Annotated in this window: 19 protein-coding genes; 13 read left to right on the forward strand and 6 right to left on the reverse strand. The window is 41.9% G+C overall.

The window, feature by feature from the left end:
- Positions 1-94: 94 nt before the first annotated feature.
- Positions 95-1,435 carry an outer membrane channel protein TolC gene (tolC, locus tag L0Z67_RS03510; RefSeq protein WP_062570129.1) on the reverse strand — a complete coding sequence of 447 codons (1,341 nt, stop codon included), beginning with the start codon at positions 1,433-1,435 and terminating at the stop codon, positions 95-97.
- Between the two features lie 152 nt (positions 1,436-1,587).
- On the opposite strand from tolC, the gene L0Z67_RS03515 reads away from it, so the two are divergent.
- The 10 genes from L0Z67_RS03515 (at position 1,588) to L0Z67_RS03560 (ending at position 12,144) form a co-directional block, all read left to right on the forward strand.
- Positions 1,588-2,220, forward strand: a complete 633-nt coding sequence (locus L0Z67_RS03515) for an NUDIX domain-containing protein (RefSeq protein WP_062570130.1) — start codon at positions 1,588-1,590, stop codon at positions 2,218-2,220.
- A 27-nt stretch (positions 2,221-2,247) separates the two neighbouring features.
- Positions 2,248-2,706, forward strand: a complete 459-nt coding sequence (locus L0Z67_RS03520; protein ID WP_062570131.1) for a DUF1249 domain-containing protein — start codon at positions 2,248-2,250, stop codon at positions 2,704-2,706.
- Complete coding sequence (locus tag L0Z67_RS03525; RefSeq protein ID WP_237114839.1) at positions 2,693-3,475, forward strand: metallophosphoesterase; 783 nt, start codon at positions 2,693-2,695, stop codon at positions 3,473-3,475. Before L0Z67_RS03520 ends, L0Z67_RS03525 begins: the two co-directional genes overlap by 14 nt.
- Complete coding sequence (locus tag L0Z67_RS03530; RefSeq protein WP_062570133.1) at positions 3,460-4,020, forward strand: YqiA/YcfP family alpha/beta fold hydrolase; 561 nt, start codon at positions 3,460-3,462, stop codon at positions 4,018-4,020. The genes L0Z67_RS03525 and L0Z67_RS03530 overlap by 16 nt, the downstream gene beginning before the upstream one ends.
- Positions 4,021-4,053: 33 nt before the next feature.
- A complete protein-coding gene (gene parE, locus L0Z67_RS03535) occupies positions 4,054-5,943 on the forward strand; it encodes a DNA topoisomerase IV subunit B (protein WP_062570134.1) in 1,890 nt (629 codons plus the stop codon).
- A gap of 53 nt (positions 5,944-5,996) precedes the next feature.
- Positions 5,997-7,097 carry a sorbosone dehydrogenase family protein gene (locus L0Z67_RS03540; protein WP_062570135.1) on the forward strand — a complete coding sequence of 367 codons (1,101 nt, stop codon included), beginning with the start codon at positions 5,997-5,999 and terminating at the stop codon, positions 7,095-7,097.
- A 10-nt stretch (positions 7,098-7,107) separates the two neighbouring features.
- Positions 7,108-9,408, forward strand: coding sequence for a DNA topoisomerase IV subunit A (parC, locus tag L0Z67_RS03545; protein WP_237114840.1), 2,301 nt, complete (start codon positions 7,108-7,110; stop codon positions 9,406-9,408).
- A gap of 315 nt (positions 9,409-9,723) precedes the next feature.
- Positions 9,724-10,437 carry a 1-acylglycerol-3-phosphate O-acyltransferase gene (locus L0Z67_RS03550; protein WP_193988357.1) on the forward strand — a complete coding sequence of 238 codons (714 nt, stop codon included), beginning with the start codon at positions 9,724-9,726 and terminating at the stop codon, positions 10,435-10,437.
- Positions 10,437-10,772 (forward strand): ribonuclease E inhibitor RraB, encoded by a 336-nt coding sequence (gene rraB, locus L0Z67_RS03555; protein ID WP_062570138.1) that lies wholly within the window; start codon positions 10,437-10,439, stop codon positions 10,770-10,772. The genes L0Z67_RS03550 and rraB overlap by 1 nt, the downstream gene beginning before the upstream one ends.
- Before the next feature lie 163 nt (positions 10,773-10,935).
- Entirely contained in the window at positions 10,936-12,144 is a 1,209-nt protein-coding gene (locus L0Z67_RS03560) for an HD-GYP domain-containing protein (protein WP_062570139.1), read from the forward strand.
- Here the strand turns inward: L0Z67_RS03560 and L0Z67_RS03565 are convergent.
- A complete protein-coding gene (locus L0Z67_RS03565) occupies positions 12,104-12,427 on the reverse strand; it encodes a hypothetical protein (RefSeq protein ID WP_062570221.1) in 324 nt (107 codons plus the stop codon). The genes L0Z67_RS03560 and L0Z67_RS03565 overlap by 41 nt on opposite strands.
- A gap of 337 nt (positions 12,428-12,764) precedes the next feature.
- Between L0Z67_RS03565 and L0Z67_RS03570 the strand changes: the two genes are divergently transcribed.
- Positions 12,765-14,042: an outer membrane protein transport protein gene (locus L0Z67_RS03570; RefSeq protein ID WP_062570140.1), complete on the forward strand. Its 1,278-nt coding sequence runs from the start codon at positions 12,765-12,767 to the stop codon at positions 14,040-14,042.
- 110 nt (positions 14,043-14,152) lie between these two features.
- Here L0Z67_RS03570 and L0Z67_RS03575 read toward each other — a convergent pair whose 3' ends face one another.
- From L0Z67_RS03575 to pepA, 3 genes are all read right to left on the reverse strand, one after another.
- Complete coding sequence (locus tag L0Z67_RS03575) at positions 14,153-17,008, reverse strand: valine--tRNA ligase (RefSeq protein WP_237114841.1); 2,856 nt, start codon at positions 17,006-17,008, stop codon at positions 14,153-14,155.
- A gap of 23 nt (positions 17,009-17,031) precedes the next feature.
- Positions 17,032-17,478, reverse strand: a complete 447-nt coding sequence (locus tag L0Z67_RS03580) for a DNA polymerase III subunit chi (protein ID WP_062570142.1) — start codon at positions 17,476-17,478, stop codon at positions 17,032-17,034.
- 126 nt (positions 17,479-17,604) lie between these two features.
- Positions 17,605-19,119 (reverse strand): leucyl aminopeptidase, encoded by a 1,515-nt coding sequence (pepA, locus tag L0Z67_RS03585; RefSeq protein WP_062570143.1) that lies wholly within the window; start codon positions 19,117-19,119, stop codon positions 17,605-17,607.
- Positions 19,120-19,441: 322 nt separating this feature from the next.
- Between pepA and lptF the strand changes: the two genes are divergently transcribed.
- The gene (gene lptF, locus L0Z67_RS03590) at positions 19,442-20,554 is read left to right on the forward strand and encodes an LPS export ABC transporter permease LptF (RefSeq protein WP_062570144.1); all 1,113 of its coding nucleotides are present in this window, start codon (positions 19,442-19,444) and stop codon (positions 20,552-20,554) included.
- Positions 20,551-21,618, forward strand: a complete 1,068-nt coding sequence (lptG, locus tag L0Z67_RS03595; RefSeq protein ID WP_062570145.1) for an LPS export ABC transporter permease LptG — start codon at positions 20,551-20,553, stop codon at positions 21,616-21,618. Before lptF ends, lptG begins: the two co-directional genes overlap by 4 nt.
- Positions 21,619-21,676: 58 nt before the next feature.
- On the opposite strand, the gene L0Z67_RS03600 is transcribed toward lptG, so the two are convergent.
- A complete protein-coding gene (locus L0Z67_RS03600) occupies positions 21,677-22,177 on the reverse strand; it encodes an RDD family protein (RefSeq protein WP_193988359.1) in 501 nt (166 codons plus the stop codon).
- Positions 22,178-22,267 lie beyond the last annotated feature (90 nt).

Genomic DNA, 22,267 nt, shown 5'->3' on the forward strand with positions numbered 1-22,267 from the left:
GTCTCTAAAAAAATAAAAAGCTAGTTTAACCGTAAGTCTTTAAAAATACAAAAGCCAGCATTTAGCTGGCTTTTCTATCAGTTTAGTAGAGTAATTAAATCTCTTTTAAACCTTGGTTAATTGCCGCAAGATCTTCAGCTGTTAATGTGCCAGCCGCTTGTTTTAAACGCAGCGTTGAAACAACATAGCGGTAACGCACGTTAGCAAGGTTGCTTTTGGCGTTATAAAGGTTTTGTGTGCTGATTAATACATCAACAATTGTACGTGTACCCACCTCAAAGCCTGCCTCAGTTGCTTTCAGCGCACTTTCTGCTGAAACAACCGCTTGTTGTAGCGCTTTATAAGTTGCGATATCTGACACAACTTGGTTATAAGAAGTAATCACAGAGCGTGTCACTGCACGCAGACTTGCTTCTAAATCTTCACTGGCCGCCACATAAAATGCACGTGCTTGTTCTGTTGCTGCGACAGTTGCACCACCAGAATAAATAGGTAGGCTAAAGTTAACCCCCACTCTTGCACTATCTGTGCGAGGCTCATGTGAGTTGTTATTTAAGTCTTCTAGGCTATCACCGTACGATGCATTTAGAGTCAGCTTAGGGTAGTGACCAGCTTTTGCTAAGTCGATTTGATCTTTTGCAATATCAACGGTTACTTTTGACACTTGTAGGTTTAAGTTTTTCTCTTCTGCGATTTTTATGTAGTCGGTTGACTGTTTGTTAGGCGCAACAGTTGAAAACGTGTCAGTATTTAACATGTCTAATTTTGCATGGTATTTACCGGTGATTTCACGAAGCTGTTCGCGGGCCGTTTCAACGCTGTTTTTCGCAACAATTTCTTTTGCTACAGAGTTGTCGTACTGTGCTTGTGCTTCATGTACGTCGGTAATCGCCGTCAAACCAACTGCGTAACGTTCTTTTGTTTGTTGTAATTGACGTTCAATTGCACGTTTTTCAGCTTGTACAAACTCTAAGTTGTCAATTGCGCTAAGTACATTGAAATAACCCTCAGCAACACGAACAATGAGGTCTTGTCTGGCAAAGTCGTACTGTGCATTTGCTTGCAAAGCTTGTTTATCAGCAATGCCTAATGAATTCCACGCACCCAAGTCAAACAAGGTTTGGCTCAGACTAATACCGCGGCTAAATACATCTGTATCACGGTCAAATTCAATGTAACCGGTTGTATCGTTGCCTTCGTATAGTGTTGCGTCGGTTTTTTCGTACCCTAAACTTAAACCTAATTGTGGCAATAGCGCACTTAACGCGCGATCGCTCTCATAAGCTTGCGCATCTGCTTGGGCTTTTGCTTTAAGTACGGTAGGATCATTGGCTGTAGCAATCTCGTATACTTGAAGTAAATCTTCAGCGTAAGTGGCAGTAGCAGTCAAAGCGCTTGAAAAACCGATCAGCGCGGCGAGTAGTGTTTTTTTCATTATTCGTTCAGTCCTTAGACAATTTTCGTACTGTCACCATGGTACTCTTTTTTAGTGAATAACCAAAAAAAAAATGCGTAAATCTACATGTCCAAGTGTAACAGAATATAATTGAGTGAATTTTTAGCGCAAAACCTAAAGGAATTAGTGTAATGAAAGTAACAGCAATCTCACAGTTTAATCATGATGATATTGATCTAAAACCTGTTGAACGTGCATATGATGGCTTTTTTAAAGTTAATTTATATCGCTTTCGCCATGCATTATTTTCAGGAGGTGAATCAGTAGAGATTAAACGTGAAATTTTAGAGCGTGGTCATGCTGTTGCGGTGCTTCCATATGACCCTGCAACCGATCAGATTTTGCTTGTTGAGCAAGTGCGTATCGGCGCACTTGCATCTAAGCAGTCTCCTTGGTTACTTGAGTGTATCGCAGGCATGGCTGATGGCAGCACAGACTATGAGCAAGTTGCCAAACGCGAGGCATGGGAAGAAGCGGGCATTGAGCTTGGTGAGCTTGAGTTTATGATGTCTTATCTTTCAAGTCCAGGTGGTACAACAGAGCGTTTATACTTGTATTTAGCACGCGCCGACTTATCTCAATACCAAGAGGGGATTTTTGGTCTTGATAATGAAGATGAAGATATTAAAACACATGTAATGTCATACACAGAAGCCATGCTCCGCTTAGAGCAAGGAGAGATAGACAATGCTGCAACAGTTATCTCGTTACAGTGGTTAGCACTGAATAAGCAACGTATACTGTCTGATTGGCAAACTGCTTAACTTACATTTTTATAATGAGGAATTATTTTGACGTACGTAACAGCTGAACAACGTTACATTCAAAGCTTACCTAAGTATTTAACTTTGTGTGAGCATAATTACGTGCGTGCGCTCAAATTGCTTCCCAACGAACGTCAAATAGGCCATGTACGTAAAGTGCAACTCGGTAATAGCACGTTTGTAGTTAAAATAGATGATACAGCAAAGTACACCATGGATATTTCTATCTCGCAAGAGACAGGAAACTTACATGTTGTTACCCCACTTTATCTAACTGTGCGTATGTATCATGATGCAAAAGTGGCTGAGATTGTTCATCACGATTTTCATCAACGAATAAAGCCATCTTACGCATACCCGAATCCGAATATGCATCAAAAAGACGAAAAGTATCAACTAAATGCTTTTTTGTATGACTGGCTTGTTGCGTGTGTAGAAAACGGTCGTGCAGCGCTACACTGGGATGTAAACAATGGCTTGGTTTAGTGATGCTTATCATTTTGACAAAACAACATTAAAAATTGCACACATTACAGATTGTCATTTATCAAAAGACAGACAAGGTGAGTATTTTAATGTAAATACCGCTGAGTATTTTTCGCGTTGCTTAGAAGCCATGGCAAACTTACAACTTGATTGCGTGATCTTTGGGGGGGATTTAACACAAGATCACAGCAGTAAATCGTATCAACTATTTGCTGAACTTATTGGTGATTCGGCACTGTCTTGTCCTGTGTTTTGGCTACCGGGTAATCACGATGAGCTTGCTGAATATAAAGCGCTTTCAAACTCGCAAATTTTAAGCTGTAAACGTATTACCTTTTTAACTGGACAACTGCTTTTAGTAAACTCGAAAGGCCCGACTCCAGCAGGTTGGGTAACACAAACACACTTAAGCGAATTAAGCGAAGCGATAGGGCAAATCCCGAGTGTGGTGCTTTGTCATCATAACCCGCTACCTATTCAAGCTTACTTAGATAAACATATGCTTGAAAATGGCCCGCAGTTTTTAAACGTTTGCGTTAATAGTGAGCAATGTATTGGCGTATTTCATGGTCACGTACACCATGAGTACACGCAAAATTACCGTGATCTAAAGGTGTTTGCGACACCTGCCAGCTCGATACAATTTACTAAACATACTATGGCGTGGCAGCAAGAGGATTTAGGGCCAGCGTTTCGTGTGATTAACTTAAATATTGATAAACAACAAAGCTTGCAGCTAACAACGGATGTAGTATGGCTAAACGGGTAATTTATATTCATGGTTTCAATAGCTCTGAGCAATCCTATAAAGCCGTGCGTTTTGGTGAGCATATGGCTCAGTTTGATGTTGATTATAAAGTGCCGCGATTAACCCATGAGCCATTACATGCAATTTTACAATTAGAACAACTGTTAAATGATGATACTGTATTACTCGGTAGTTCATTAGGCGGTTTTTATGCGACCTATTTGTCGCAACGTTATTCGATACCCGCGGTGGTAATTAATCCTGCGGTGCGCCCATTTGAGTTACTTGATAACTATTTAGGGCCAAACTATAACCCGTATCAAGACACCCATTACGAACTTGATACTCGTCACATGGATGCATTGCGCAGGTTATATTTGTCGCAATTAGACACCCCTTCATTGATTTATTTGCTACAGCAAACAGGCGATGAAGTACTGCCTTTTCAGCAGGCGGTTAACTATTATTCTCAGTGTAAGCAACACGTTGAATTTGGAGGCGATCATAGTTTTATCGGCTTCGAACAAACCTTTGCAAGTATTGTAGATTTTCTTAAAATCACGTAAAACATAGCTAAGCGCATAAAAGATATAAAAACTATGAGTCAGCAAAATTATAACGCCGAAGCAATTGAAGTCTTAAATGGGTTAGAGCCCGTTAAACGCCGCCCAGGTATGTACACCGACACGGTTCGCCCTAATCACTTAGGCCAAGAGGTTATCGATAACAGCGTCGATGAAGCAATGGCAGGTCATGCAACAAAAATAGATGTCATTCTTCATGAAGATAACTCGCTTGAAGTTATTGATGATGGCCGTGGTATGCCGATAGATATTCACCCTGAAGAAGGCATTCCCGGAGTGGAGCTCATTTTTACCAAGCTGCATGCTGGTGGTAAGTTCTCTAATAAAAACTATCAGTTTTCAGGTGGTTTACACGGTGTAGGTATTTCGGTTGTAAATGCCCTGTCAACGCGTGTTGAAGTTACCGTACGTCGTGATGCGCAGCAGTTTCGTATGGCCTTTGAAAACGGCGACAAAGTTGAAGACTTAAACGTGATTGGCACTGTGGGTAAGCGTAACACAGGGACTACCGTGCGTTTTTGGCCAGATGCCAGTTATTTTGACTCTGCTAATTTCTCGATTACCAAGCTTAATCATTTATTAAAAGCCAAAGCAGTACTCTGCCCAGGCCTGCGCATTAAGTTTACTAATAAGCAAACCAAGGAAAGCCAAGAGTGGTATTACGAAACGGGCTTAAAAGATTACCTAGTTGAAGCGGTGAAGGGTTTTGAGGTATTACCAAAAGAACCATTTATTGGTGATTTTTCAAGCTCAACTGAAGGCGCTGACTGGGCTGTTGTGTGGTTACCTGAGGGCGGTGAATCCATCGCTGAAAGCTATGTAAACTTAATTCCTACCGCACAAGGCGGTACCCACGTCAACGGTTTACGCCAAGGTCTACTCGAAGCGATGCGTGAATTTTGTGAATTCAGAAACTTATTGCCTCGCGGTGTAAAGTTAACGCCAGATGATATTTGGGAGCGATGCAGCTATGTATTGTCGGTGAAAATGCAAGACCCACAATTTGCTGGCCAAACCAAAGAAAAGCTGTCTTCACGCTCATGTGCTGCATTTGTATCGGGTGTGGTGAAAGACTCATTTAGCTTATGGTTAAACGAACACACCGAGACCGCTGAATTATTAGCTGAGCTATGTATCTCAAATGCACAGCGTCGTTTACGCGCGGCTAAAAAAGTCGTGCGTAAGCGCATTACTTCAGGCCCTGCGTTACCGGGTAAATTAACCGATTGTAGTGCCCAAGATAATGACCGTACTGAATTATTCTTAGTAGAGGGTGACTCTGCGGGTGGCTCAGCTAAACAAGCCCGTGACCGTGAATTTCAAGCAATTATGCCACTGCGCGGTAAAATTCTTAATACATGGGAAGTCGAATCAGGACAGATTTTAGCATCACAAGAGGTGCATGATATTTCAGTGGCCCTAGGTATCGACCCTGATTCAAGTGATTTATCGGGTCTGCGTTATAACAAGATTTGTATTTTGGCTGATGCTGACTCGGATGGGTTACACATTGCCACACTATTATGCGCACTGTTTGTTCGTCATTTCCCAGCGCTTATTAAAGAAGGTCATGTATTTGTCGCCATGCCACCGCTGTTTCGTATTGATATCGGTAAAGAGGTGTATTACGCCCTCGATGAAGATGAGAAGAATGGTATTTTAGCGCGCATCGAAGCTGAGAAAAAACGCGGTAAAGTGAATGTTCAACGCTTCAAAGGGTTGGGTGAAATGAACCCGCTGCAGCTAAGAGAAACAACGATGGATCCAAATACCCGTCGTTTGGTGCAATTAACACTCGATGAAGAAGAGCAAACCATGGAAATGATGGATATGTTACTTGCGAAGAAACGTTCATCAGATCGCCGTCAATGGTTAGAAGATCACGGTAATCGCGCGCAAGTTTAATACAGGTACATTTGCAGCCTAAGGGTTGTTAAACGAATTAAAGGGCAAGAAAAATGAAAAAACTACTGACCTCATTTTTATCGCTGAGCTTACTATCAGCGCCAGCAATGGCTGAAGATATTCTTGATAAACTAACTGTTGCTGAAGGCTTCAAAGTAAGCTTATTCGCCGATGATGTTGAAAATGCACGCCAAATTGCCGTATCAAAAAAAGGCATTGTGTATGCAGGTTCGCGTAAAGCAGGCAATGTATATGCATTGATTGATCATAACAGCGATGGTGTAGCCGATAAGAAAATTGTTATTGCCAAAGGATTAGAAATGCCATCAGGCTTGGCAATAAAAGAGGGTGATTTATATGTTGCTGAAGTGTCACGTATTATTCGCTTTAAAGACATTGATAAACACCTCAAAGCCCCTAAGTTTGAGGTGGTGTATGATAAATTCCCAACAGACCGCCACCATGGTTGGAAATTTATTAGCTTTGCCCCAACAGGTGAGTTAATTGTACCTGTCGGGGTGCCATGTAATATTTGTGCTGAAGACGACAAATACGGTCGTATTTTTTCACTTAATGTTGATACCAAAGAAATCAAAACCATTGCTCAGGGCGTTCGTAACTCAGTGGGTTTTGACTATCACCCAACAACAAATGCGTTTTGGTTCAGTGATAACGGTCGTGACATGATGGGCGATGATATCCCGCCTTGCGAAATCAATCGAGTTGGTGAAGGTGAGGAGGGAGCGCATTATGGTTTCCCTTATGTTCACGCAGGGGCGATTTTAGATCCTGAGTTTGGTAAAGGTAAAAATATTGCTGATTACAAATCGCCTGCGCTCGCACTGGGTGCGCATGTTGCGCCATTAGGCATTCATTTTTATAACGGCAAGCAGTTCCCAGCTAAATACAAAGAGCAGTTATTTGTTGCTGAGCATGGTTCTTGGAATCGTAGTAAAAAGTCGGGTTACAGAGTCATGCTAGCGAATGTTGAGCAAGGTCGTATCACTAAATACACCCCATTCATCACAGGCTTTATGCAAAACGAAGAAACATTTGGTCGCCCAGTTGCATTTGCAGAGCTTGCAGATGGCAGCTTATTGATCTCAGACGACTTTGCTAACGTGATCTATCGTGTTAGTGCTAAGAAAAAATAGGTAAGCGTTAATGAGTGATACAAATACCTTGCTGATGCAAGGCATAGAACAACAAACGATGGGGCGTTTTACTGAAGACGCCTACTTAAACTACTCAATGTACGTCATCATGGACCGCGCTTTACCGCATGTTGGCGACGGACTTAAACCTGTACAGCGTCGTATCATTTATGCAATGAGCGAACTGGGGTTATCGGCGCAAGCAAAATATAAAAAATCAGCGCGTACCGTGGGTGATGTACTAGGTAAATACCACCCACATGGTGATAGTGCCTGTTACGAAGCCATGGTATTAATGGCGCAACCATTTTCTTATCGCTATCCGCTGGTGGATGGTCAAGGTAACTGGGGGGCTGCTGATGATCCTAAGTCATTTGCAGCGATGCGTTACACTGAAGCCCGTTTATCAAAGTTCTCGGAAGTACTACTAAAAGAGCTTGGTCAAGGCACGGTTGATTGGACCGCCAACTTCGATGGTACACTTGATGAACCAATGGTACTGCCTGCGCGTTTACCGCACATTTTACTCAATGGTGTGACCGGTATTGCGGTGGGTATGGCAACCGATATTCCACCACATAATGTGCGTGAGGTGGCCAGTGCCTGTTGCTTATTACTTGATAAGCCAAAAACTGAAATCGAAGAGCTGCTTGAGTTAGTGCATGCGCCTGACTACCCAACAGAAGCTGAGATCATCACCCCCAAAGACGATATCCGTAAGATTTATCAAACAGGGCGTGGCTCTATTAAGATGCGTGCAATTTACACTGAAGAGCAGGGCGATATTGTTATCACAGCATTACCGCACCAGTGTTCAGGAGCAAAGGTTTTAGAGCAAATTGCAGCACAAATGAATGCTAAAAAGCTACCGATGGTGGCTGACTTACGTGATGAATCTGATCACGAAAACCCAACCCGTATTGTGATAGTGCCACGTTCAAACCGCATTAAAGCTGAGCCGTTAATGGCGCACTTATTTGCCACCACAGATTTAGAAAAGAACTACCGCGTAAACTTAAACATGCTTGGCCTAGATGGTCGTCCGCAAGTGAAAGATTTACGAAGTATTTTAACTGAGTGGCTGACGTTTCGCCGCGAAACAGTCAGACGCCGCTTACAGTATCGCTTAGATAAAGTACTAGCACGCTTACATATTTTAGAAGGTTTATTAACGGCCTTTTTAAATATCGACGAAGTCATTGAGATTATTCGTACGGAAGATAAGCCAAAACCTGTATTAATGGAACGCTTTGGTATTACGGATATTCAAGCCGAAGCGATTTTAGAGTTAAAACTACGTCACTTAGCTAAACTTGAAGAATTCAAGATCAAAGGTGAGCAAGATGAACTTGCCCTTGAGCGTGACAAATTAGAGCAAATTCTGGGCTCTGAACGTCGTATGTCGACGTTGATGAAAAAAGAAATCCAAGAAGCCGCTGACATGTATGGTGATGATAGACGCTCACCCGTTGTTGAACGTTTGGAAGCAAAAGCACTGAGCGAAAAAGATTTAATCCCTTCTGAATCAGTGACGGTTGTGTTATCTGAAAAAGGCTGGGCACGTGTTGGTAAGGGTCATGACTTAGATGTAGAAGGTTTAAGTTATAAGTCAGGCGACAGCTATAAGGCCTCTGCGCGTGGTAAGAGTAATCAGCCAGCGGTATTCCTTGATTCAAATGGCCGTGCTTTTGCGACTGATGCGCATAGTTTACCTTCTGCACGTAGCCAAGGTGAGCCTATGACGGGTCGCTTTAATTTAAGTTCGGGTGCTAACTTTGAGCATGTTGTGATGGCCGAAGATAATCAAGAACTCTTGATGGCATCAGATGCGGGTTATGGTTTCATCAGTGACTTTAAAGATCTCGTGAGTAAAAATAAAAATGGTAAAGCATTGGTCAGTGTTCCGAAAGGGGGTGAACTACTTGCGCCAATTCGTATTACCGATATTGCCACTGACTATTGTATGGCTATTTCAAACGAAGGCCGTATGTTGTTATTCCCACTACGTGATTTGCCTAAACTAGGTAAAGGTAAAGGCAATAAAATTATTTCTATTCCAAGTGCGAAAGTACAGGCGAGGGAAGAGTTTGTAAAAGTGTTGGCCGTAGTGCCCGAGGGGAGCAGTGTTACGCTTCATGCTGGTAAGCGCAAATTAACCTTAAAGCCAAGTGACCTTGAGCATTATCATGGCGAGCGTGGACGAAGAGGGAACAAGTTACCACGTGGCTTACAGCGAGTAGATGAAGCTGTAATAGAAATAACACAGACCGATGACATAACGGAGCCATCGGTTGATGATATAACAGAATAATACAAGGCCTGCTTAGCAGGCCTTTTTTATTGGGGTAGATTATTGTTCTAATATTATACCAATCCGCAATAATACTTAATCATTTTGAGGGATTAAACCTGTCGCTATCTGCGTTAAAAATTTCTGATTTAGAGCAACTAAATAACGAAATTTTTGCCTTGCTATCAACGAGGTTTTATTGCCTCAAAATAGACCACTTAATTAAGCGAATTGGTATAAAAAGATATATTTTTAGCGCACACATGTAAGCTAAAAGCTATTGCAGAGGCACTTTTCACGTTATAATGCGCGCTGATTTACCCGAGGAGAATCCGTTTGTTAGCTGTTTTTCGTATTATTATCATGGCTTTATTTATCGTGTTTAGCTGCCTTTTTGGCTTAGTCTTATGCATCATTAAGCCATTTCATACCAATAACGTACATATTATTTCTGGCTGGTTTAGCAAAATGGCTAACTTACTGGGAGTAAAACTTGAATTACGTTACCATGCGGATGCAAAAACAGTTGGCCCTGCAGTGTATGTGGCTAATCATCAGAATAACTACGATTTATTTACCTTGCCTGCAATGGTGCCTGAAAATTGTGTGAGTCTTGGAAAGAAAAGCCTGAAATGGATCCCATTCTTTGGGCAGCTATATTGGTTATCAGGTAATATTTTAATTGATCGCGCTAATCGTTCAAAAGCCGCAGGCACGATTTCAAAATCAGCCGAAAAAATTAAGCAAAAAGGTTTGTCGGTTTGGATGTTCCCTGAGGGCACGCGAAGCTATGGGCGTGGCTTGTTACCTTTTAAAACAGGGGCTTTTCATACAGCAATGAGTGCTGATGTACCTGTTGTGCCAGTTTGCATGAGCACAACGCATAAAACTATTAAGCTAAATCGCTGGGATAATGGTACAATTTACCTCGAAATGTTAGCGCCAATTTATCTTGATAAAGACGTATCTGCTCGTGATCATGCATCGCATGTTCATCAGATTATGGCTGCTAAAATAACTGAATTAGATGCTCAAGTGAGAAATAAATAATGGAAAATTGGCGCGAAATTACTGAAGACATCGTTACTTCATTACTTGAAGATGGCTCAGATCCTGAAGTACTGTACGAAGTAGAACACCACTTTGTTAGCGAAAATTTTGAACAGTTAGAGCAAGCCGCTTTAGCTGCTTTTAAACTCGGTTACGATGTTGAAGAGCCTGCTGAACTTGAGCTAGAGGATGGCGAAAAAGTATGGAGCTTTGATGTAGTCGTTGAGTGTGAGCTTGACGTCGAAGCCATTATGGAAGATGTCGATAAGCTTGAAGCGCTCGCTCAACAATCGAACGTTGAATACGATGGTTGGGGAACTTACTTTCAAGAGTAATTTTGTAGGCGTGAAATTTATTTTGTGCGCGATTTAAAGTCGCGCCTATGATCTGAAGCCTTTTTGTCTCACACTAATTTCGTATTTACCCTCCTTGCTATAGACATTTTTAACCAATTGGCGATAATAAAAAACTCGATGTTTTTATAAACTAAGCTCACATATGCTTGTAACCTTACCCATTGCCGAACTAGTACCAGGGATGTTTGTTGACAGTGTCAGTAAGCAGCACGAGCACATTAATAGCGTTAAAATTAAAACCCGTGGATTAGTTAGAGATAGAAGTATTATTCAACGTCTGGTGTCTGAAGGTGTTGAAGAACTCCTCATTGACTTCACTCAAAGTGATGTTGCGCTTCCGGCTAAATACCAGCCCAAACCCGTAGAAAAACCCAAGCCAAAAAAAGAAAAAAAAGTTGCTGAAAAAGGCATATCGGTCGAACAAGAGTTCGTGAAAGCGAGTGTTAACTACGAACAGCATAGTCGTAAGTTGCAAGTTTTATATTCAGATATCACATCAGGTTTGAAAATGAATATGACACTGCTTGATGAAGTCGTGGTTGATATCGTTAGTTCTGTATTTCGTAATCACAACGCCATGACGATTCTTACTCGTCTTAGAGACAAGCATATTTATAACTGGCGACATATGATCAATACGGCCATTCTGGTGAGTGTATTCGCTAAATATCTTGGGTATAAAGAGCAAACTGTTAAAGAATTGGCAATGGGGGCGCTACTGCACGATATTGGGCAAGCTAAAATGCCACAGGGCGTGCTGTCTAAGCCAAGTCAGCTTAATGACAATGAAATGCAGGTTGTGAAAAAACACGTTGCACAGAGTCTAGGCTTAGTTAAAGGTGAAAAGGGCATTACACCGTTAATGCTTGATATGATTGTTAATCATCATGAACGATTAGACGGAAGTGGTTACCCTAGGGGCATTACAGCCGAAAAGCTAAGTCGTCCTGCCAGAATAATGGCAATTGTCGATGTTTATGATGCAATAACTGCTGACAGACCTCACCAAATGGGAGAGGAGCCAATTTCGGCACTGCGTTATTTATTAGCGAATAAACAGTTATTTGACTCAGAACTCGTACAGCGATTTATAAAGTGTTTGGGTGTGCATCCTGTCGGATCAATTGTGAAGTTAAACAATGAACGCTTAGCGTTAGTCATGGAAGGCAATCAGGACAACCCGATAAAGCCAAAAGTGAAAATCTTTTATAATGCGAAGCACAAACACCACATTACAGCGAAAGATGTTCACTTAAGTGAAGAGCATGAGCTAAAAATAATATCGAGTATTAAGCCCCTTGATTATCAACTTAATTTGGCTCGTTTGTTAAAAGAGCATCTTCTTGTTTAGACTTTACACAGCGCTTTTTAGCGTTTCGTTTTGCAGAAATAAATGCACCACTAAAACAACTCGTCATTAATACTAGCCACAGTAATGTGCCTTTCTCTACGTGCAGTGCCACACAGCATAACACCAACGATAATACTGAGCTGAACATGGCACCTAACCAGTAGTGGTTAACAGGGTTATCACAGTCACCAGCCTTAGTGCATGCGCAATAATTTGCCTTACAGAAATAGTGCACGCTTAAACCACATAGAATTAATGCTGCGATTATCAATGCAATAACCATCACTTTTGCCCAAATAATTTCAATTGCGTTTAGTTTAAGGGGCATAAAATAACATGTCAATCTAAATGATAATTACTATCGTTTGGTGTTTTTGTAACTAGACATCGGACGAGTTTTAAAAAGTTGTTATCTTGTTGTTAAAATGTGGTTTTTTTACCTCTTTCTAACGAAAAGTTACAGTTTTTTGATCTTAATTAAGGTAATGTTCGAAAGTTTGTAATTATTAGAATAATACATCTAATACCAACGCACAGCATTGACCTTTATGCTTAAATTATAGGTTGCCTCTGTGTTTGTTGGGTTAGCTAACATACAAGTTTGCAAGAGGACACAGATTATGAAATTCACTAGAACATTGATTGCAGCATCACTTGCTGTTGTTTCTGCTGACAGCTTTGCTGCAGCTTTCCAATTAGCAGAACAAAACGTATCAGGCTTAGGCCGTGCCTATGCTGGTGAAGCAGCGGTTGCTGATGATGCGTCAGTAGTAGCGCGTAACCCTGCACTTATGTCTTTATTTAAAACTAAGCAAATCTCAGTTGCGGGTATTGCTGTTATTCCTGATGTAAGTTTAGAAGGTGAATCTGCTGCATATGGTTTAGATGAGAATGTACTTGATGATAGTAGCATTGCTCCTTCTGCATTTATCCCAGCAGGTTACTTCACAATGCCATTAAACGACAAAGTATCGTTAGGTTTTGGTGCATTTTCTAACTTCGGTCTTTCAACTGAATTTAATGATAACTACGCGGCAGGCTCAATTGCTGGTGAAACTGAAATCGTTACAGTTAACATGAATGCAAGTGCATCATATAAGTTTAACGAACAGTTCAGCTTAGGTCTTGGCTTAAACTATGTATATGCTGATGCGAAAGTAGTGCGTAATGCAGGTGTTAATCCACTTGGTGTACCAGTAGAGACTGAAATTGTTCACCTTGAAGGCGATGATTACGGCTTTGGTTGGAACATTGGTGCCATGTATCAGTTAGACGAAAACAACCGTTTTGGTTTTAACTACCGTAGCGAAACAGACATCGACTTTGAAGGTGAGTACGCAAATGGCTTACCTGCTGCATTTGGTGGCACTGCGGGCGTTAAAGTACCAGGCGCACTTGAGTTAACGCTTCCAGCTATTGCTGAGTTTTCTGGTTCACACCAGTTAGATAAAAAACTAGGCGTACACTACAGCATTCAATGGACGGGTTGGGATAGCTTCCAAAAATTAGAAGCCTATGTACCAGGTAACGAAGCACCAGTATTTAGAAAAGAAGAGAATTTCTCTGATGCAATGCGTTACTCTATCGGTACTGACTATCAGTACAGCGATGCATTACTTCTTCGTGCCGGTATTGCTTACGATGAGTCACCAGTTGATCAATCTCACTTATCAATCTCTATTCCTGATACAGATCGTTTCTGGTTCTCATTTGGTGGTAACTACGCATTTAGTGAAAACTCAAACGTTGACTTAGGTGTGAGTATCCTTCGCGGTAAAACACAGAACTTTACAGAAGAAGATAGCTTTGCAAAAGCATTAGGCCAAGAAGTATCATGGGACTTTGAATCGAAAGGTCATGCAGTGCTCATTGGTGCTCAGTATAACTACACGTTTTAATAGTGACGCGACGTAAAGTCGCTGCTACAGAGCATTAAAAAGCCGCGCTATAACATTGTTATAGCGCGGCTTTTTTGTAAGCGCGAATAAATCGCGCTTTATATATACTTTTATAGACTTTCGATTTTCGCTTTTTGCGCTAATAGTTTGTCTTTTGCATCTGTAAACTCAGCCAGTTTAGCATGCTCTTTAGCAAGCACAGCTTCTGGTGCGTTGTTTACAAACTTCTCGTTAGCCAACTTGTTTTGAACCTGTGCTAAGCCTTTTTCTGCTTTTTCAAGCTGTTTCGCGATACGAGCTAATTCAGCTTCAACATCGATTAAGCCTGCCATTGGGATCATGATCTCAAGGTTACCAACATACGATGTTGCACACGCTGGCGCATCGTCTTTGTTATCAAGTAAGGTAAATTCTTCAAGCTTAGCAAGCGACGCTAAGAAGGCTTCGTTTTCAGTTAAACGTCGCTTGTCCTCATCAGACGCATTTGCAAGTAACACAGATAGTGGCTTACTTGGGCTGATATCCATTTCACCACGGATGTTACGGATCGCAAGAATGAATTGTTTAACCCATTCAAGGTCGTCCATCGCTTGACTATCAACATTTGCTTCATCGTATACAGGGAAGCCTTGTACCATGATGCTGGTGTTGGCTGTTTCGATGCCCGCAAGCGGTGCAACACGTTGCCAAATCGTTTCTGTGATATAAGGCATCATTGGGTGCATTAAGCGTAGTAAGCTTTCTAGTACTGTGATCAAGGTATGACGCGTACCACGTTGCTGTGCTTCGTTACCTTTAAACAATACTGGTTTAGTAAGTTCTAAGTACCAGTCACAAAATTGGTTCCAAGTGAACTCATAAATGGTGTTTGCTGCTAGGTCAAAACGGTAGTTTTCTAGATGCTCAGTATAGGTTTTAACGGTTGCTTCAAATTGGCCTAAAATCCAACGATCAGCGAGTGAGTACTGTTTTTCAGCATCTGTATTGAAGCCACAATCTTGTTCTTCTGTGTTCATTAATACGTAACGGCTGGCGTTCCATAGTTTGTTACAGAAGTTACGGTAACCTTCAAGGCGGTTCATATCCCAGTTGATATCACGACCCGTTGACGCCATTGCCGCAAGGGTGAAACGCAGTGCATCTGTACCGTGTGCTTCGATGCCGTTTTCGAATGTTTTACGCGTGTTCTTCTCAATCTTCTTCGCTAGTTGTGGCTGCATCATGTTACCAGTGCGCTTTTCAACTAGGCTCTCAAGGTCGATACCGTCAATCATGTCGATAGGATCAAGTACGTTACCTTTCGATTTAGACATCTTATCGCCGTTTTCATCGCGGATAAGGCCAGTTACGTAAACGGTTTTGAATGGTACCTGTGGCTTGCCGTTATCATCTTTGATGAAGTGCATAGTCATCATGATCATACGTGCAACCCAGAAGAAGATGATGTCGAAACCTGTTACCAATACATCAGACGGGTGGAAAGTTTTTAAATCATCAGTGTTTGCAGGCCAGCCTTGCGTTGAGAAAGTCCAAAGCGCAGATGAGAACCAGGTATCTAAAACGTCTTCGTCTTGCTTAAGTGCAACATCATCAGCAAGGTTATTATCGCGGCGTACTTCAGCTTCGTCACGACCAACGTATACGTTACCTTCGTTGTCGTACCAAGCAGGGATGCGGTGACCCCACCAAAGCTGACGTGAAATACACCAATCTTGTACGTCGTTCATCCACGAGAAGTACATGTTCTCGTATTGTTGAGGTACAAATTTAATGTCGCCATTTTTAACCGCTTCTTTCGCAGGTTCTGCTAGAGGTGCTACGCGCACGTACCACTGATCAGTAAGAAGAGGCTCAATCACTACGCCAGAACGGTCACCGTAAGGTACAGTTAGGCTGTGATCTTCGATTTTTTCTAGTAGGCCAAGTTCTTCAAATTCGCTCACAATCGCTTTACGTGCATCAAAGCGGTCAAGGCCGTGTAGACGCTCAGGAATTGGCGCATCTAATTTAAGCTCTTTACCGTCGAATGTGTAGCTTTCACCTTCGCTTAATACCGCAGCATCTTTGTTGAAGATGTTGATCATTGGTAGTTGGTGACGTTTACCTACTTCGTTATCGTTAAAGTCGTGGGCAGGCGTGATTTTCACACAACCTGTGCCTTTTTCCATGTCTGCATGTTCATCAGCAACAATTGGAATGCGACGGTTAACGATAGGCAGTAAAATGTCTTTACCGATCAGGTCTTGGTAACGTTCATCATCAGGGTTAACTGCAACACCTGTATCACCGAGCATTGTTTCAGGACGTGTTGTGGCAACAATGATGTAGTCTTTGCCCTCTTTGGTTTTTACGCCATCAGCAAGTGGGTAACGTAAGTTCCACATGTGACCTTGTTTGTCTTTGTTTTCAACTTCAAGATCAGAAATCGCCGTGTGAAGTTTAGGGTCCCAGTTAACTAGGCGCTTACCACGGTAGATTAAGTCTTCTTTGTGAAGACGTACGAATACTTCTTTAACCGCTTCAGAAAGACCTTCGTCCATAGTGAAACGCTCACGGTCCCAATCTACTGACGCACCTAAGCGACGTAATTGTTTGGTGATAGTGCCACCAGAGTGGTTTTTCCACTCCCAGATTTTTTCGATAAATGCATCACGGCCTAAGTCGTGACGTGTTTTACCTTCTTCAGCTGCAAGCTTACGCTCAACAAGCATTTGCGTTGCGATACCCGCGTGATCAGTACCTACTTGCCATAAAGTGTTATTGCCTTGCATACGCTTTAAGCGTGTTAGCGTATCCATAATGGTATCTTGGAACGCATGGCCCATGTGTAAGCTACCTGTGACGTTTGGTGGCGGAATCATGATTGAGTAAGCGTCACCTTGGCCAGACGGTTTAAAGTAGCCTTTTTCTTCCCAGTCTTGATATAAAGACTGTTCAATATCTTGCGGATTGTAGGTTTTATCCATTACACAGAACCTTAAATAAATGCTTAAATGTCAATTTCTTGCGTTGCAATATGGGCGCCCAGTTGGCGTAGCTTTTTAAACCGCTCACGGGCAGCTTGTTTAGCGTTAGGCTCAACGGGGACAAAATCAAAAACCTGCTGAAAACGGCGAATAAAATCCGGTAGGTGTTCAGCTAAGTTGATTAATATTTTTCTGTTGCCGACAGGTGGAGTCATACCAATTTCAACCGGAGCGCCCCCTTTGGGGCCTTCACCTTGTAGGTTGTGTGGTATAAAGCTATCTGGCTCAAATGACCAGATGATGTCGTCGATTGTGTGGGCCGTGTCAGTGTTATCGGCGTAAATAAATACGCGATGACCAAGACGATACTGATCTGCTGCTATTTTTGCGGCAAGATCAAAACATGCTTTATCAGCTTGCTGGCTGTTACCATCTTGTTTTAGAACGTAAAATTGTGCGTTCATGCTCATTGTGACTTTCGTCCCCACAGATACACAGATCAAAGCAGAGATTTTGACATAGAACGCGTGTTGCTTCAATTAATAAGGCGCCATTTGGCGCCTTATTTAGGGTTAGTTTTAAGCTTGCGATAAGGCTTAATCGTGACTCGCTTCGCTCACACCTGCGCGGTTTAGTAAATACTGAGTTAACATTGGGACAGGACGACCCGTTGCACCTTTGTTTTTACCACCACTGCGCCATGCTGTACCAGCGATATCTAAATGCGCCCAATTGTATTTTTTGGTGAATTTAGATAAGAAGCATGCTGCCGTAATTGTTCCTGCTGCGCGGCCACCTAAGTTGGTGAAATCTGCAAATGGGCTTTCAAGTTGCTCTTGATAGTCATCCCAAAGCGGTAGCTGCCATGCACGATCGCCACTTTGCTCAGACGCTTTAAGTAGGTCATGAGCAAGTGGGTTATGGTTTGAGAGTAAACCCGTTGCATGTGAACCCAGCGCAATAATACACGCGCCGGTTAGTGTTGCTACGTCAACTACGGTATCTGGTTCAAAGCGCTCAACATAAGTGAGCGCATCACACAGTACTAAACGACCTTCGGCATCGGTATTTAACACTTCAACAGTTTGACCCGACATGGTTGTTAAAATATCACCTGGGCGATAAGCGTTTGAGCCTGGCATATTTTCACACCCCGCTAAAACACCGACAACGTTAATAGGTAACTGCATTTGCACTAATGCGCGCATCGTACCAATAACACCCGCTGCACCACCCATATCGTATTTCATTTCATCCATGGCTTCGCCTGGCTTGATTGAAATACCGCCTGAGTCAAAGGTTAAGCCCTTACCCACTAACACGATTGGCGCTTGATCTTTGTCGCCACCTTGATAGTTGATCACCGACATAACCGATTCATTCGCGCTGCCACGGCCAACTGCTAGGTATGAATTCATGCCCAGCTCTGCCATTTTTTCTTCGCCGATAATATCAACCGTTACATTATCGAAGTTATCAGCAATTTCCTGTGCTTGTTCACCTAAATACGCTGGATTACAGATATTTGGTGGCATATTGGCAACGTCTTTACATAATTTGCTACCCGCAGCGATGGCTAGGCCATGCTCAATGGCACTTTCGCCAATCGTTAACTCGCGACGTGTTGGTACGTTAAAAACGATTTTACGTAGTGGGCGACGAGGGTCGCTTTTTTTACTTTTCAGTTGATTGAAGGTGTATAAGCAGTCTTGCGTTGTCTCAACTGCTTGGCGCACTTTCCAATAGGTGTCACGACTTTTAACATGTTGCTCTGTTAAAAAGCATACCGCTTCCATCGAACCGGTTTCGTTTAGTGTATTAATTGTTTTAGAGATGATCTGTTTATATTGCTTGTCATCTAACTCACGTTCTTTACCACAGCCAACCAGCAATACACGCTCGCTCAGTACATTAGGTACATGATGTAGTAATAATACTTGCCCTGGCTTTCCTTCAAGATCACCGCGGCGAAGTAAGTTAGAGATATAACCATCGCTAATTTTATCTAGCTGCTCACCAATGGGGGATAAACGACGTGGCTCATAAACGCCAACTACAATACATGCGCTACGTTGCTTTTCTGGACTACCACTTTTTACGCTAAATTCCATTGTCACTCCTAGTGTTGAGTCATTTAACCTTAAAAAATAAGGGCAAGAAATTCATTTTTTAGTCCTTTCTTACATTTTTTAGTTTATTAATACTAATATTAGCTCATAAACTATGACTCTATTTACGTGTTTTTGAACTTTATCTTATTGTGAATATCAATATCACATAATTGAGGCCATCTGTACCATTTATGCAAGATTATATGTTCTTGCTAGGTATGATATTTCACTATGATGGCATATAATAAAGTGAGTAAAATAACTAGTTTACTCAAAATTTCTTACTATTCCAGTGAAACACGATGTTTAACAGGGGCGAGCATTGCTAATTTTTCGTTATTTGACCACTGAAGTCTTAAAGTCGCAGGTCGCCGTATTTCTAACTTTGATGACCATTTTTGTGTCACAAAAGTTTGTTGTTATTTTAGGGGATGCCTCCGAAGGGGGACTTCCTGCAAAACTTGTACTATCCATGATCGCGCTAAAGCTCCCTCAGCTTGCCTCGCTTATTCTACCTCTTAGTATTTTCTTGGGGATTATATTAGCCTATAGCCGCATTTATGCTGACAGTGAAATGACCGTGCTTAAGGCGTGTGGAGTGAGTGAGTGGTATGTGGTACGTGTAACACTTATTTCAAGCGTGGTTCTTGCCATATTAGCGGGTGTACTAACCTTATATGTCGCTCCGTGGGCAAGCGAACAAGAATACCAGTTAAAAGAGCAGGCAAAAGCGGATGCCGGTTTATCAGCTCTAAGGGCTGGACGTTTTCAACAAACGGGTAACGAAAAAGCAGTCGTGTTTATTCATAATATTGAAAACAGCGGGAAAGAGTTACATAAAGTGTTTGTTGCCCAGCTGCCTGAGCGTGAAAAAGGTGATTTAGCACGTTTAGTTTATGCAGAGCGTGGTGTTGTTATTGAGCAAGAAAATGGTGAACAACAGCTGGTACTTAATGATGGTAAGCGCTATGAAACAGATGGCGAGTCAGCTGCTTTAAACCTAACAGAGTTTGATGGTTACAGTGTGCAAATTCAAGATCAAGAAATTGAGCACCAACGTCGTAAGCTAGAAGCGGTTCCTACTTTTGATTTATTTAAAATGAAAACCTCCGAGGCAATAGCGCAATGGCAATGGCGCCTAGCGATCCCTCTTTCGATCCCATTGTTAACCCTATTGGCAGTGCCTTTAAGTGTTGTTAATCCGCGCCAAGGTAAATTTGCTAAACTAGTGCCTGCGATCAGCTTATATTTGGGTTACTTCATTTTATTAAATGCGGCTAAGTTTGCAGTTGAAGATGGCAAAATCCCTCCTTCAATAGGTCTTTGGTGGATTCATTTATCAGCATTATTCATAGGTGGATTATTGATTATTAAAGGTCGCCCGCTAGGCGCTTGGTTAAAGGCTGTTGTGACTAAGCGGGAGTTAAGCGCATGATGAAAACACTCGATTGGTACTTGGGCCGCAGCATTATTCAAACAACAGGTTTTGCATTAATGGTGCTGGTTGGTATCAGTACGTTAATAAAGTTTATTGAGCAGCTTAAATCGGTTGGTCGTGGTAGTTACGATATTGCGACTGCACTTATCTACACCTTGTATAGCATGCCGGGTGATTTAGTTATATTTTTTCCAATGGCTGCGCTCATTGGTGGTTTAACAGGACTGGGTGCACTGGCATCAAATAGTGAGTTAGTTGTTATGCAGGCCGCGGGAATGTCGCGCTTGCAAATTATTGCTTCTGTAATGAAAACCGCAATGTTCATGGCTATTTGTATGATGGCCCTAGGTGAGTGGGGTGCGCCAGAAGCGCAGTTAAAAGCCAAAGAGATACGTAACCATGCTATTTACGGTGGTGATGTATTTAGTGCTCAGCAAGGTGTATGGGCAAAAGATGGTAGCAATTTTATTAATATAGAAGACGTTGATCAGCAAGGTATTTTACGTGGTGTTCATATGTATCACTTCGATAAATCTTTGCAATTAACGCAAATCACTAAAGCTGAAGAAGCCGTTAACCGTCAAGATGGTTGGCTACTTCGCGATGTAAATAAAGTGAAGATCACGCCAGAAAAAATCACCACAGAACAGCAAGATGAAGAGTTTTATGACTCACAGCTGACGGCCGAAAAGTTGGGGGTAGTATCTGTAAAACCAGAGTCACTTTCATTTACAGGGCTTTGGTCTTATTTAAGTTATTTACAACAAAATGAGCAAGACACAAGTACATATGAGCTTGCGTTGTGGCGTAAGTTTATGCAGCCGATATCTATCGCAGTGATGTTATTAGTGGCTTTATCGTTTATTTTTGGCCCGTTACGCACAGTAACTATGGGCGCACGCATCATCATGGGTGTTATAACGGGGATTACTTTTCACCTAACAAACGAAATTTTTGGCCCTGTTGTCATGGTTTATCAAATACCTGCCGTAATAGGCGCTGTGTTGCCAAGTATCTTGTTTATTGGTTTTGCAACCTATTTATTGAACAAACGAGTGTAACACTCAGCACAAAAAAAGCGTGGTTTTGAAGCCACGCTTTTTTGTGCTTGTATGTAGCTTAATCTAATGAGCGATAAATGCGCTTGTTTTCTTCTTTTGTAAGCGTGATCACTTCTGTTTTAGCTACATAATCTTGCAGTGCCCGCTTATTTTTAAAATCAATTAATACCACTAAATTACCCAACCCCAGTAATGCGCTAATTGCTCTAAGAGCGCCTTGTGGCCAGCTTATTAGATTACCATCGAGTGTTTGTACTTTTAAACGCCATGCGCGCATACCAATCGTTTGACCACTTTTAGCCCAAAAATAGCTAAAGAAAGCGACGCTCACTAATACCAATAAAGCGCTGCGAATCCCATAAAGAAGCGGTGAGTTTTGAATATAAGCTGAGACATCTTCTGCATCTCCAATAGTTAATATGTCTAGCGAAATTAAAGCTTGAATAGCAAGTAGATAAAGCACAGTTGTCAGCATCGCAAAAGCAATGACAACTAATGTATCGTAGATTAAAGAAGCAAAACGGCGCCAAAAACCGGCACGTGGAAACTCAGCTGACATAGACAATCTCATCCAATTAAATTGCGCAGTAGTTTAGCAAAGTACTCACAAAACAAGAAATACTTAGCGATTGTTTAGTAATTCGACAAG

Origin of the sequence: Pseudoalteromonas sp. PB2-1, from assembly GCF_045040605.1 — a bacterium.
Taxonomy (GTDB): domain Bacteria; phylum Pseudomonadota; class Gammaproteobacteria; order Enterobacterales; family Alteromonadaceae; genus Pseudoalteromonas; species Pseudoalteromonas arabiensis.

Bases quoted from the DNA above. Each gene is read 5' to 3' on its own strand.
- L0Z67_RS03525 (WP_237114839.1), top strand. From the start codon at position 2,693: ATGGCTTGGTTTAGTGATGCTTATCATTTTGACAAAACAACATTAAAA.
- tolC (WP_062570129.1), bottom strand. From the start codon at position 1,435: ATGAAAAAAACACTACTCGCCGCGCTGATCGGTTTTTCAAGCGCTTTG.
- L0Z67_RS03530 (WP_062570133.1), top strand. From the start codon at position 3,460: ATGGCTAAACGGGTAATTTATATTCATGGTTTCAATAGCTCTGAGCAA.
- rraB (WP_062570138.1), top strand. From the start codon at position 10,437: ATGGAAAATTGGCGCGAAATTACTGAAGACATCGTTACTTCATTACTT.
- L0Z67_RS03560 (WP_062570139.1), top strand. From the start codon at position 10,936: ATGCTTGTAACCTTACCCATTGCCGAACTAGTACCAGGGATGTTTGTT.
- L0Z67_RS03580 (WP_062570142.1), bottom strand. From the start codon at position 17,478: ATGAGCATGAACGCACAATTTTACGTTCTAAAACAAGATGGTAACAGC.
- L0Z67_RS03515 (WP_062570130.1), top strand. From the start codon at position 1,588: ATGAAAGTAACAGCAATCTCACAGTTTAATCATGATGATATTGATCTA.
- L0Z67_RS03570 (WP_062570140.1), top strand. From the start codon at position 12,765: ATGAAATTCACTAGAACATTGATTGCAGCATCACTTGCTGTTGTTTCT.
- pepA (WP_062570143.1), bottom strand. From the start codon at position 19,119: ATGGAATTTAGCGTAAAAAGTGGTAGTCCAGAAAAGCAACGTAGCGCA.
- L0Z67_RS03565 (WP_062570221.1), bottom strand. From the start codon at position 12,427: ATGGTTATTGCATTGATAATCGCAGCATTAATTCTATGTGGTTTAAGC.
- L0Z67_RS03600 (WP_193988359.1), bottom strand. From the start codon at position 22,177: ATGTCAGCTGAGTTTCCACGTGCCGGTTTTTGGCGCCGTTTTGCTTCT.
- lptG (WP_062570145.1), top strand. From the start codon at position 20,551: ATGATGAAAACACTCGATTGGTACTTGGGCCGCAGCATTATTCAAACA.
- parC (WP_237114840.1), top strand. From the start codon at position 7,108: ATGAGTGATACAAATACCTTGCTGATGCAAGGCATAGAACAACAAACG.
- L0Z67_RS03540 (WP_062570135.1), top strand. From the start codon at position 5,997: ATGAAAAAACTACTGACCTCATTTTTATCGCTGAGCTTACTATCAGCG.
- L0Z67_RS03575 (WP_237114841.1), bottom strand. From the start codon at position 17,008: ATGGATAAAACCTACAATCCGCAAGATATTGAACAGTCTTTATATCAA.
- parE (WP_062570134.1), top strand. From the start codon at position 4,054: ATGAGTCAGCAAAATTATAACGCCGAAGCAATTGAAGTCTTAAATGGG.